This is a genomic window from Mesorhizobium shangrilense (assembly GCF_040537815.1).
Classification (GTDB): Bacteria; Pseudomonadota; Alphaproteobacteria; order Rhizobiales; family Rhizobiaceae; genus Mesorhizobium; species Mesorhizobium shangrilense.
This window is the reverse complement of sequence record NZ_JBEWSZ010000001.1, coordinates 4,784,774-4,796,958: the sequence shown is the minus strand read 5'-3', so window position 1 is coordinate 4,796,958 and position 12,185 is coordinate 4,784,774. Positions and strand designations below refer to the sequence as shown.

Annotated in this window: 11 protein-coding genes; 7 read left to right on the top strand and 4 right to left on the bottom strand. The window is 63.7% G+C overall.

Annotated features, from left to right (window positions below; translation table 11 throughout):
* The first annotated feature begins 145 nt into the window (after positions 1-145).
* Positions 146-904, top strand: a complete 759-nt coding sequence (locus tag ABVQ20_RS23155; protein ID WP_354461790.1) for an SDR family NAD(P)-dependent oxidoreductase — start codon at positions 146-148, stop codon at positions 902-904.
* Between the two features lie 57 nt (positions 905-961).
* Here the strand turns inward: ABVQ20_RS23155 and ABVQ20_RS23150 are convergent, their stop codons facing one another.
* From ABVQ20_RS23150 to ABVQ20_RS23140, 3 genes are all read right to left on the bottom strand, one after another.
* Positions 962-1,609, bottom strand: a complete 648-nt coding sequence (locus ABVQ20_RS23150; protein WP_354461789.1) for a TetR family transcriptional regulator C-terminal domain-containing protein — start codon at positions 1,607-1,609, stop codon at positions 962-964.
* 100 nt (positions 1,610-1,709) lie between these two features.
* Entirely contained in the window at positions 1,710-3,104 is a 1,395-nt protein-coding gene (locus tag ABVQ20_RS23145) for an aminotransferase (RefSeq protein ID WP_354461788.1), read from the bottom strand.
* A gap of 200 nt (positions 3,105-3,304) precedes the next feature.
* The gene (locus tag ABVQ20_RS23140) at positions 3,305-4,297 is read right to left on the bottom strand and encodes a sugar-binding transcriptional regulator (protein ID WP_354461787.1); all 993 of its coding nucleotides are present in this window, start codon (positions 4,295-4,297) and stop codon (positions 3,305-3,307) included.
* A 204-nt stretch (positions 4,298-4,501) separates the two neighbouring features.
* Here ABVQ20_RS23140 and ABVQ20_RS23135 point away from each other — a divergent pair, with 204 nt between their 5' ends.
* Positions 4,502-5,269 carry a 5'/3'-nucleotidase SurE gene (locus ABVQ20_RS23135; protein WP_354461786.1) on the top strand — a complete coding sequence of 256 codons (768 nt, stop codon included), beginning with the start codon at positions 4,502-4,504 and terminating at the stop codon, positions 5,267-5,269.
* A 51-nt stretch (positions 5,270-5,320) separates the two neighbouring features.
* Here the strand turns inward: ABVQ20_RS23135 and ABVQ20_RS23130 are convergent, their stop codons facing one another.
* Positions 5,321-6,166 carry a metallophosphoesterase family protein gene (locus ABVQ20_RS23130; RefSeq protein ID WP_354461785.1) on the bottom strand — a complete coding sequence of 282 codons (846 nt, stop codon included), beginning with the start codon at positions 6,164-6,166 and terminating at the stop codon, positions 5,321-5,323.
* A gap of 189 nt (positions 6,167-6,355) precedes the next feature.
* Here ABVQ20_RS23130 and ABVQ20_RS23125 point away from each other — a divergent pair, with 189 nt between their 5' ends.
* The 5 genes from ABVQ20_RS23125 (at position 6,356) to ABVQ20_RS23105 (ending at position 12,184) form a co-directional block, all read left to right on the top strand.
* Complete coding sequence (locus tag ABVQ20_RS23125; protein WP_354461784.1) at positions 6,356-7,456, top strand: ABC transporter ATP-binding protein; 1,101 nt, start codon at positions 6,356-6,358, stop codon at positions 7,454-7,456.
* 80 nt (positions 7,457-7,536) lie between these two features.
* Positions 7,537-8,826, top strand: coding sequence for an ABC transporter substrate-binding protein (locus tag ABVQ20_RS23120; protein ID WP_354461783.1), 1,290 nt, complete (start codon positions 7,537-7,539; stop codon positions 8,824-8,826).
* Positions 8,827-8,903: 77 nt separating this feature from the next.
* Positions 8,904-9,779, top strand: coding sequence for a carbohydrate ABC transporter permease (locus ABVQ20_RS23115; protein WP_354461782.1), 876 nt, complete (start codon positions 8,904-8,906; stop codon positions 9,777-9,779).
* Positions 9,776-10,624: a carbohydrate ABC transporter permease gene (locus ABVQ20_RS23110; protein WP_354461781.1), complete on the top strand. Its 849-nt coding sequence runs from the start codon at positions 9,776-9,778 to the stop codon at positions 10,622-10,624. The genes ABVQ20_RS23115 and ABVQ20_RS23110 overlap by 4 nt, the downstream gene beginning before the upstream one ends.
* Positions 10,625-10,855: 231 nt before the next feature.
* Positions 10,856-12,184, top strand: a complete 1,329-nt coding sequence (locus ABVQ20_RS23105) for an NAD(P)H-dependent oxidoreductase (protein WP_354461780.1) — start codon at positions 10,856-10,858, stop codon at positions 12,182-12,184.
* Position 12,185: the final 1 nt, after the last annotated feature.

The following is a 12,185-nucleotide window of genomic DNA, read 5'->3' as shown; positions in this document are numbered from 1 at the left end:
CCATCCGAGATGAGAGGTCATTGCGAGGCACGATATCGTGATTTTCCATTTTGGCAAATTTTTTCTAATCCCGCTTGATGGAATTTTTATCCACCCCTATTGTCCGCTCCATCGGCATTTCAGCAGAAGCAGACGAGGGGTTCAGATGATCGCTTACGATTTCACCGGCAGGCATGCGGTCGTCGCCGGCGCGGGCGGCGGCATGGGCGAGGCGATCACGCTGGCCCTGCTCGAGGCCGGTGCCTCCGTCACCGCCATCGACGTCAAGGCCCGTCCGGCTTCGCTGGCCTCCTATGACGACAGGCTCACCTTCGCCCAGGGCGATCTCACCGATGCCGACTTTGTTGGACAGGCGATCGGTGCGGCGGGCCGCGAACGTGGCGGCATCGACTATCTCGCCAATGTCGCGGGGGTGCTGTGGTTCGGCCGCGACAAGTCGGCGCTGGAGATGGATCTCGACGTCTGGGATGAGGTCTTCAACATCAATTTGAAGTCCTTCGTGCACACCGCGCGCTCCGTCGTTCCGCATATGCGGGCGGGCGGGCGCGGCGGCGCCATGGTGCATTTCTCGACCATCCAGTGGTATCGCGGCGACGCCAACCCGCAGGACGCCTACCAGGCATCGAAGGCCGGCGTCTGCGCGTTGTCGAAATCACTCGCCATGCAACTGGCCGGCGAGCGCATCCGCTCCAACGCCATCTGCCCGGGCATGGCGCTCACCCCGCTGCAGGCGCGCTGGGATACCGAGGAAAAGCGCTCGGCCGTGGCTAGCTACGCCCCGCTCGGCCGCATCGGAACGCCGCAGGACATGGCCAATGCCGCGCTGTTCCTGCTCTCGGATGCCGCGAGCTACATCACCGGCATCGAGCTTGCCGTCGATGGCGGCCTGCTCATGCGCATGTAGGTCGCCCGACCCGGTCCGGTATCCTGCCTCGGCCTCCGGCGGAGACGGGTGAACCGGTCAGAAATCGTTGGGAAAGATGGCCTTGAGATAGAACCGGCATGCCCGCTTCGCCATGTCGCGCCCGGCGGGGCCGGGGGCTGTGAACACCTGGCCGGAAATCCACAGCCCGTCGATCAGGGCGTTGAGGCTGCGGGCGACCAGGGCCGGGTCGAGATCGATCCGCCTCAGCTCGGCAAGGGCGGCGACATCGGCCATCACGATGGCATCGTAGCGGGTCTTCAGCTCGGCGCAGCGCCGGCGATACTCGGGATTGCGCGCCGACTCCGCCCAGAAGTCGGTGAAGACGGCGATGCGCCCGGCATTCGACATTTCGGTGTCGAAATCGAGTTCGATCATCCCCAGCAGGCGTGCGGCCGGCGAGTCGTTTTCGGGCCGGTTCAGGCTGCGATCGTACTCCTCGACCATGTGGTCGAGCGCGGCCAGCGTGATGCCTTCCTTCGATTTGAAATGGAACGACACGACGCCGTAGCTGCAGCCGGCTTCCTGGGCGATGTCGTTCATCGTGAAGCCGGCCAGGCCCTTGCGGGCGATGACCGTGAGCGCCGCCTCGATCAGCGAGCGGCGCCGCTCCAGCACCTGGTCCTCGCGCGTTGGCGCGCGCCGCTTGTCGGTCCGGTTCTCAGCGTGTGCCGCGGCTTGGTTCATGATCTCTGGTCTTGACCGGGATGTGCCGCGTCTGGATAGCAGCTTCGGCGAAGCCGGCACAAGACTTTGCCGCCCGGAGCCCGGGAAAGACGCTGTCGCGCTAGACGAGTTCGCCGGCCATGATCTCGGCCGCCGCCCGCTCTATGCCCTGGCGCAGGATGCCGATCATGTCGTCGATCTGCTCCCTTGTGATGATCAGCGCCGGCGACATCACGCACATATTGCCGAGCGGGCGCACGATCAGCCCGAGTTCGGCGCAATGGATGTCGATGCGGGCGCCGATCCGCTTGTCGAAATCGGTCACATTCGGCGACGACGTATCGACCAGGCATTCGACGCAGCCGACCAGACCGGAGGCGCGGACATTCGCCACCAGCGGCAGGTCGGCCAGGCTGTGAAGGCGCTCGGCGAAGTAACCGGAGATGTCGCGCACATGTTCCAATATGCCGTCCTTCTCGATCACCGCGATGTTGGCGAGCGCGGCGGCACAACTCACCGGATGGCCGGAATAGGTGTAGCCGTTCGAATAGTTGCTTCCCCTGGCGTTGTCGCCGCTGACCTTGTCCAGCAGGCGCTCGGAAATGGCGAAGCCGCCCAGCGGCACATAGCCGGAGGTGACGCCCTTGGCGAAGGTGATGATGTCGGGGACGACGCCGAACACCTTTTCCGACGCGAACCATTCGCCGCAGCGACCGAAGCCGGTGACCACCTCGTCGGAGATGTAGACGATGTCATGCTCCTCGCACACCGCCTTGAAGCGGGCGTGATAGCCCTTTGGCGGGATGATGACGCCGCCGGACGCCAGCAAAGGCTCGGCCAGGAACACCGCCACCTTGTCGGCGCCGACACGCGCGATCTCCTGCCGGAATTCGTCGACCAGAAAGTCCAGGAACGCCGCCTCGTCCTTGTCGCCGGCAAGGCGGATGTTGGGGCTGGAGATGAACGAGATCCTGTCGGAGATGATGTCGAAATTCGGCCAGTTGCCGGCGCGGCCCGAGCAGGCCGCCGTCAGCGCCGTGCTGCCGTGGTAGCCTTCGCGCCGCACGATGATGTGCTTTTTCTCCGGGCGGCCCAGCACATTGTTGTAGAACTCGACGAAGCGCAGCGCCGAATCGACCGCGGTCGAGCCGCCGGTGGTGAAGAAGACGCGATTGAGATCGCCCGGCGTCATCGCGGCGATGCGCGCCGCCAGTTCCGCCGACGGAGAATTCACCGTGTACCAGGGCGAATTGTAGGCCAGCTGCAAGGCCTGCTCGGCGATGGCGTCGGCGATCTCACGGCGGTTGTAGCCGATCTGCGTGCACCACATGCCGGCCGGGCCGTCGATCAGCCGGCGTCCCTTGGCGTCGATCACATAGATGCCGTCGCCACGCGAAAGCAGCGGGCGTGCCGACTGGCCGAGCTTTTCCATGGCTTCGGACGGCGACAGCAGATGCCGCCGCGCAGCCTCTTCCATCTCGGTGGCATTCCACTGCGACCCGACCGCCTTGTTCATGAAATTTCCTCCCTGTCCGTCGTTGCGCATCCTCGATCCCGACGCACATGACCTGGCGCTGCCGATCGCACTGCGATCCGCCGACGCTACAAGGAAGCTCACAAATTGATTGTCCAGTCAATCAGTTTTGGAGGTTGAAGGAATTGGAGCTGGCGATGATTGCCGCCGAGATTGTGGGGCTGAGCCGCCCCGAGCCTGCTTCAGGACTGCGAAAGAGCAGGCAGTTCCAGCAAGGCCTGGGCGGCGGCGACGTCGGTGATCAGCAGCTTGGCGTTGGTCGCGGCGATGCCGGCGCGGATGGCGTGGATCTTGCGCACGCCGCCGGACGAGATGATCACCTTCGGCACCTTGCGGATATCGGCGGGATTGATGGCCATGGCGCGATGGTTGACGGGATGATCGATGACATTGCCGTCGGCGTCGACGAAGTGGCACAGCACGTCGCCGACCGCGCCCGCATCCTTCAGGCTCTTGGCGTCCGACCAGTTCAGGATGCCCCGGCGGAAGATCGAGGCCTGCGTGCTGACGTCGCCGACGCTGAGCAGCGCGATATCGACGGCCCGCGCCCGCTCGTAGAGCTGCTTGAGGTCGTCCTGCTTCCACAGCGCATCGGCCAGTTCGCGGTCGGGCACGAACACCGGCGCGGTGATCTGGTAGAGTTCCGTGCGGTAGAATTCTGCGAAGCGCCAGGCCACGGCCGAAGGGTTATGCGCGGTGGCGTGGGTCAGGCCGCCGAGCAGCGAAATGACCGTCATGTCGTCGACCTCGCGCCAGATCAGCGAGCGCATGCAGACCTGCAGCGTGGCGCCCCAGCCGACCCCGATCGACAGCCCGTTGGTGACCTGCTCGGAAATGTAGCGTCCGGTGGCATGGCCGACGACGGCCGCGACGCTCTCTTCGTCCGGGCTGGATGCCGGGACGACGATCGCCTCGGAGAGGCCAAGGTGCCTTTCCAGGTCGCGCTGCAGGCGGATCAGTGATTCGGCGTGCGAATTGATGGTGATCTGGACAGTGCCGTCCTCGCGTGTCGCCGCCAGCAGGCGCAAGGCCTTGATGCGGCTGATGCCGAGATGCTGGGCGACCTGTTCCTGGGTCAGCCCTTCGACATAGTAGAGATAGGCGGCCCTGAGCTTGAGCTCGTCCTGGTCGGACTGGAATTTCGTCCGCCTCGGCTTCTTTTCAGAACCTGTCATGCCGCGTCCCCCAAGATAACTCCCATTAGACGATTTGCCGGCGGAGGGAAATCGCGCTGCCCGTTCGCGCCGGTCGGCCGATGGAAATCTGGCAAACTGAAAATAGCCGCGCCGAGCCTATGTTACAGAATTGTACAATAATTCTCAATATGGCATAAATGTTCGAATTATGAAGGCGCTTTGGCTCGGCCAGAAGGATACGATATGCGAATACTGCTCTCCAATGATGACGGAATCGACGCGCCCGGCCTGGCGATCCTGGAACGGGCGGCGGCGCTGTTGAGCGACGATGTCTGGACCGTGGCGCCCAGTGGCAACCGCAGCGGCTTCGGCCATTCGATCACGCTGCGGCAGGCCTTTACCGTCGAAGAGGTCTCGGCGCGCCGCTATTCCTGCACCGGCACTCCGGCCGATTGCGTCATCGCGGCGATGCACTGGGTGTTCCGTGACGGCGCGAAGCCCGATCTGGTGCTGTCGGGCATCAATGAAGGCCGCAACGTTGCCGAGGATGTTTCCTATTCCGGCACCATGGCGGTGGCGCGCGAGGCGGCGCTCTGCGGCATTGCCGGTGTCGCCTTCTCCATGCCGCGCGACAGCCAGGCCTATGGCGACGACGATGTGGCCTGGCTGGCCGCGCGCATTGAAGGCTTCTGGAACACCCGCGATGAATGGGCTCAGGAGGGGCATTGGCTGAGCGTCAACCTGCCGCGCAATGTGCCGGCGCCCATGCGCGCGGCGCGTATCGGCCGCGACAAATGCGCGACGCGGGTCGTCATCCATGCCGAGGACGCTCGCAGCGCCCGCATCGAGCCGCTAGCCGACCGCACCTACGCCACGACGCCGGGCGACGAGAACAGCCTGATCGATTCGGGCGTCGCCTCGGTCACCTGCCTCAACTGGATGGGGCATGCCGCGGTGCCGGCGGGCGCCTTGTCGGAGTTCGACGGCGCGTTTGAACAGGCGGTCGCCTGAAAAACAAAGGGCGCCGACATCAGCCGGCGTCCTTTCACTTCCGTTGTGACGTCAGTATTTCGGGTAGACCTCGAGCAGGCAATCGTCGAGATAGCTGTTGACGAAGCCGGGGATGGTCATCGCGCGGGTCTCGATGCTGCCGTCATCGTGAAGCACGTGCTCGAGATAGCCGACCTCGCGATTGCCGCCCATTTCCGGCACCAGCTCTTCGCGGGTCGTGAAGGCGATGGAAGAGCACCATTCGAGTCGGACGCCATCATGGCTGCGTGAGCGCTGCTGGTGCAGATGCCCGCTGGCGATCATCTTCAACTGCTTGTGCTCCATCAGCGCGCGCAATTTCTCGCGGCCGATCGGGTCGACGGTCCAGTAGGTCAGTTCCGTGCTTTCGGGCGTGTCGACGTAGAGCGGCTGGTGCGAGAAAACGGCCAAGTGCCTGTCGCCCATCGTCGCCAGCTGTTCGCCCATCCAGTCATATTGCTGCTGTTCGCCGTCGAGCCCCGAGCCGACGCGCAGCGAATTGATGCCGAGAAGCCGCCAGTTGCCGCGGTCGATAACCCATCTGTCGGCGCCATAGTAGCGCTCGTAGCGTTCGAGCCGGGTCGGGCTGATGGCGCTGCCCATGACGGTTTCGGGCTGCGACAGGCGCGGATTGTCGCCCACATCGTGATTGCCCGGGATGTAGCGGATGTCCTTGCCAGCCCGCTGCAGGAATTCGCGGCAGAACGGATAGTCTTCCTCGAAACGGATACCGTCGAGCGTGATGTCGCCAGTATGGACGATCAGATCGTGATCGGCGGCCTTCAGTACGTCGATCATGAGTTCGTTGTTCTCGTGAAAGCGGTGCGTTCGCGGCGACAGATGCGTGTCGGATATCTGCATAATTCGAATCGAGGCCATGGATCTCTCTTTTGCGGTGGGTCGTGGATCTGATGCGTAGCCGGCTCAGAAGTGTACAATTGTATTGACTTATAAAAGATAGTTCAATATTGGATTTTCAGCGATCGGCGGATCGCCAGCCTGATCGCGCATTTGCTGCGCGGGTTCCAGAGGGAACCGGGCGGGAGGCTACTGGAGGGGGAGGCGACCATGTCCGGCATTGAGATCAGGAATCTCAACAAGAGGTGGACGACCTTTGACGCCGTCAAGGATGTCAACTTCGAGGTGAAGCCCGGCTCGTTGACGGTCCTGCTCGGGCCGTCCGGCTGCGGCAAGTCGACGACGCTGCGTCTGATTGCCGGCCTGGATGCCGTCACCTCCGGCCAGATATTCATCGGCGGCAAGGATGTCACCGGCCAGCCGCCGGCCAAGCGCGGGCTGGCCATGGTGTTCCAGTCCTATGCGCTGTTCCCGCATCTCAGTGTCGCCGAAAACATCATTTTCGGTCTCAAGGTGCGGCGAGTACCGGCCGGGGAGCGGACGCGCCGCCTGAAGAAGGCTGTCGACATTCTCGGGCTGGGGGCGCTTCTTGACCGCAAGCCTTCCCAGCTTTCGGGTGGTCAGCAGCAGCGCGTCGCCCTCGGCCGGGCGATCGTCGCCGAAGCGTCGGTCTGTCTCATGGACGAGCCGCTGTCCAATCTCGACGCGCAGCTTCGCCACGAGATGCGCAAGGAAATCAGGACCATCCAGCAGGCGCTGGGCATGACCATGGTCTATGTCACCCACGACCAGATCGAGGCGATGAGCCTGGCCGACCAGGTCATCCTCATGCGCAATGGCCGCATCGAGCAGAAGGCGGACCCGGTCGGCCTGTATCTGCGGCCGGCGACGTCGTTCGCCGCACGGTTCATCGGCACGCCGCCGATGAACCTCGTCTCCCTGGCCGACGGGCCGGCCGGCGCCATCGTCAAGGGATCGTCGGGTCCGGCATTGATAGAAGGCAAGGGCGAAGGACTGTCTCTGGGCCTGCGGCCCGAGGAGATCAGGATCGAGCAGGATGGCGTCGTTCCCGCCGTCATCCGCAGCATCGAATATCATGGCGCCGACAGCATCCTCGAATGCAGCGTTGGCGACCAGATCCTGCAGGTGCGCGTCGAAGGCATCCGGCGGCAATCGGTCGGCGACCAGATACGGCTGGGCTGGCTGCCCGACGCCATGCATGTCTTCGACGAGAGCGACGGCAACCGTGTCGAGCGCAGGGTTCTGGTCGGCCAGGCGGCCGGCGAGCGTGCGCTGCGCGTAGTGCCCTGACCTTCAGGCTAGCTCCTGCCAGCCTTCCGATTTGCGGATCGGCTGAGAGGGTCAAAACCATCAGAAAACCGGAGGAAACGATGCTGAATATCAGTGGTAAATGGATCGGCGCCGCACTGTTGGGGGCAGGCCTGAGTTTTGGCGTGGCGCAAGCGGCGCCCGTCGAGATCAGCCTCTACTATCCCGTGGCCATTGGCGGCCCGGTGACCAAGATCGTCGACGACCTGATCACGCGGTTCGAGGCCGCCAATCCCGACATCAAGGTCAAGGCGATCTATTCGGGCACCTATTCCGAGACGATCAGCAAGTCGCTGACGGCGTTCAAGGCCGGCCAGCCGCCGGAACTGGCGGTCATGCTTTCGGCTGACGTCTTCACGCTGATCGACGAGGGCGCGATCGCGCCGGTCGACGACTTCACCAAGACCGACGACGACAAGGCCTGGCTCGCCGGCTTCTCGCCGGTCTTCATGCTCAACAGCAAGAACGAGGACAAGACCTGGGGCATCCCGTTCCAGCGCGGCACGACGATCTTCTTCTGGAACAAGGACGCCTTCAAACAGGCCGGCCTCAACCCCGATGTCGGTCCGCAGAACTGGGACGAAGTCGTCGACTTCGCCACCAAGCTCACCAAGCGCGACGCCGGCGGCAATGTCACGCAATGGGGCATGCAGGTGCCCTCGTCGCTGACCTCCTACTGGCTGCTGCAGGGCTATGTCGCCCAGAATGGCGGCACCATCGCCGACATTTCCGGGACCAAGACCTATTTCGACGCGCCCGAAGTCGTCGAAGGCCTGCAGTACTGGACGGACCTGGCGCTCAAGCACAAGGTGATGAAGCCAGGCGTGATCGAATGGGCGACCAACCCGAAGGACTTCTTCGAGGGCCGCGCCGCCATGATCACCATCACCAGCGGCAACCTGACCAACGTCAAGGCCAACGCGCCCTTCCCCTTCGGCGTGCAGATGCTGCCCGAGCACAAGAAGCGTGGCGCCCCGACCAGCGGCGGCAACATCTTCATCTTCAACGGCACCGCACCTGAAAAGCAGCAGGCCGCCTTCCAGTTCGTGAAGTGGCTGACCTCGGCGGATCAGGCGGCCGAATGGAGCATCAAGACCGGCTATATCGCGCCGCGAGACGATGCCTGGAACACCCCGGCCATGCAGGCCTATGTCAAGGAATTCCCGGGTGCGGCCGTCCCGCACGACCAGATTCCCTACATGGTGCCGGAGCTCTCGACGCATGAGAACCAGCGCGTCGCCCGCGTCATCGACGACGGCATCGAGGCCGCACTCACCGGCTCCAAGACGCCGGCACAGGCGATGAGCGACGCGCAGCAGGAAGCCGATCGCATCCTCAAGCAGTACCGCTAAGCAGGACGACGATCGGGTGGCGGGTCGAAGCCGATCCGCCGCCCGACCGATCACCGCCGACAGGAAAGGCTGTTCCCGTGACACAGGGACGAAATCAGATCACCGCATGGCTGCTGCTGTTGCCGGCCGTCGTGCTGCTGGCGGCGTTCACCCACATCCCGGCGGTGATGACGCTGGTCAACAGCTTCTACAACACGCCGCGCGGCGCGCGCCCGGCCAAGTTCGTCGGCGTCAGCCACTACACCGACATGCTGAGCGACCCGGTGTTCCTGGCCGCCCTGAAGAACAACGCCATCTATGCCATCGGCACCGTGCCGGTGGCGATCGGCCTGGCGATGCTGATGGCGCTGATCGTCAATTCGTCGATCCGCGGCAAGGGCCTGCTGCGCATGTCCTTCTTCCTGCCCACCATCCTGCCGATGATCGCGGTGGCCAACATCTGGCTGTTCTTCTACACGCCCGGCTACGGCCTCATCGACCGCTTCCTCGGCCTGTTCGGCTTCGCCGAACGCAACTGGCTGGGGGATGGTTCGACGGCGCTTGGCAGCCTGATGGTGCTGGCCGTCTGGAAGGAAGCCGGCTTCTTCATGATCTTCTACCTGGCGGCGCTGCAGCAGATCAGCCCATCACTCGGCGAGGCCGCCGCGCTCGAAGGCGCGGGCCGCTGGTATTTCTTTCGCCGCGTCACCTTTCCGTTGCTGATGCCGACGACGCTGTTCGTGCTGATCAATGCCATCATCAACTCGTTCCGGCTGATCGACCACGTTATCGTCATGACCCGTGGCGGCCCCGACAACGCCAGCACGCTGCTGCTTTACTACATCTACCAGACGGCGTTCCGCTTCTGGGACACCGGCTATGCCGCCGCACTGACCATGGTGCTGCTGGCGCTGCTCGCGGCGCTTGCGTTCGTGCAGTTCGGCATTCTCGACCGGAGGGTCCATTACAAATGACCGCCACCGCGCTTCCCCAGCCGATCCAGTCCCGCGAGCACGGTTTTTGGCACGCCGTCGAGGTCATCGGCTGCTATCTGCTCGGTGCGCTCTGGATCCTGCCGCTGCTCTATGCGGTCTGGATGGCGTTCCATCCGGCCGAATACGAGGTGCGCTTCGATCTGACGGCGCCGCTGACGCTCGCCAACTTCGTCCAGGCCTGGAACGCGGCACCCTTCGCGCGTTATTTTCTCAACACCTTCGTGCTGATCACGGTCATCCTGGTCTCGCAATTCGTCATCTGCACGCTCGCCGCCTATGCCTTCGCCCGCTACGATTTCCGCGGCAAGACGCTGGTGTTCATGCTGGTGCTGATCCAACTGATGATCATGCCCGAGGTGCTGATGGTCGAGAACTACCGCACCATGGTCAAGCTTGGGCTGGTCGACACCGTGTGGGCGATGGGCCTGCCCTACATGGCTTCGGCCTTCGGCATCTTTCTGCTGCGCCAGGCCTTCCTGACCGTGCCCAAAGAACTTGATGATGCCGCGCGCGTCGAGGGCGCGGGGCCGCTCGGCATCCTGCTCAAGGTCTATGTTCCCCTGTCGCGTCCGATCTATGTCGCCTACGGGCTGGTCTCGGTCAGCTACCACTGGAACAATCTGCTGTGGCCGCTGGTGATCACCAACTCGGTGTCGACCCGGCCGCTGACCGTCGGCCTGCAGGTCTTCGCCTCGCCCGACCAGGGCGTGCAGTGGAGCATCATTTCGGCCGCCGCCCTTATGACATCGGCGCCGCTGCTGATCGGCTTCCTGCTGTTCCAGCGCCAGTTCGTCCAGAGCTTCATGCGGGCCGGCATCAAATAGCCGGCTCCAAACAGACATCGGAGCCTTCCGCCTCGACGGTCTATTCTTAGCCGCACCGACAAGGCGAGCCGTTTGACAGCCGGCTTTCCAGCGGACCCGTTTTGGCTCGCGGCAGGCCTCCCAAAAGGGTCGCGAAAGCGCGGAATTTTGGACATTAGTCTTGACAGAAATACAGATGTTCAATACCCGTCATGCACTTGAACAGCCTGTATTGTGGGAGGAATGATCGCTATGGCTTCCAATGTTTCGTTGACGGGCCTCGCCCGCGATCTCGAGGAACGCGCCAAGTCCGGCAAGCCGATTCGCATCGGCCTGATCGGCTCGGGCGAGATGGGCACGGACATTGTCACCCGCGTCGCCCATATGTCCGGCATCGAAATCGGCGCCATCTCCGAACTCAACCTTCCCGCCGCCAGCAAGGCGGTCGATATCGCCTTCCAGGAAACCGGGCACGCCCGCGAAGTGTCGAACGCATCAGCGATGACCGCGGCGATGGAGGCCGGCAAGATCGCCGTCACCAACGATGCCAGCCTGGTCATCAACAATGATCTCATCGACGTCGTCATCGATGCCACCGGCGTTCCTGCCGTCGGCGCCGAGATTGGCCTGCGTGCCATGGAGCATGGCAAGCATCTGGTGATGATGAATGTCGAGGCCGACGTCACCATCGGCGCCTATCTGAAGAGCGAGGCCGACCGGCTCGGCGTCACCTATTCGCTGGGCGCCGGCGACGAGCCGTCCTCCTGCATGGAATTGATCGAATTCGTCTCGGCGATGGGTCATCCGATCGTCGCCGCCGGCAAGGGCAAGAACAACCCGCTCAACATCGACGCGATCCCGGATGATTATGCCGAGGAAGCCAAGCGCCGGCACATGAATGTGCGCATGCTCGTCGAATTCGTCGACGGTTCGAAGACCATGGTCGAGATGGCGGCGATCGCCAATGCCACCGGGCTGGTTCCCGACAAGGCCGGCATGCATGGCCCGGCGGCGACGCTTGGCGAACTGTCCAAGGTGCTTGTTCCCGAGAAGGATGGCGGCGTGCTGTCGCGCGTCGGCGTCGTCGACTACACGATCGGCAAGGGGGTCGCGCCCGGCGTCTTCGTCGTCGCCGACATGTCGCATCCGCGCATTTCGGAGCGCATGGAAGATCTGAAGATGGGCAAGGGCCCGTACTTCACCTTCCACCGCCCCTATCACCTGACCTCGCTCGAAGTGCCGCTGACCTGCGCCCGGGTCGTGCTCTACGGCAAGGCCGACATGGTGCCGCTGGCCAAGCCCGTGGCCGAAGTCGCGGCCGTCGCCAAGAAGGACATGCAGCCGGGCGAGAAGCTCGATGCGATCGGCGAGTACTGCTACCGCGCCTGGATCATGACAGCGCCGGAAGCACGTGCCGCCAAGGCCATTCCCTGCGGCCTGCTGCAGGGCGGATCGGTCACCGCGCCGATCAAGAAGGGTGAGCTCATCACCTATGCCAACGCCGCCCCCGCGCCGGGTTCCAAGATTGCCGAGCTGCGCGCGCGCCAGGACAAGCTCGTCTACGGCACAGTGGGAGCCTGAT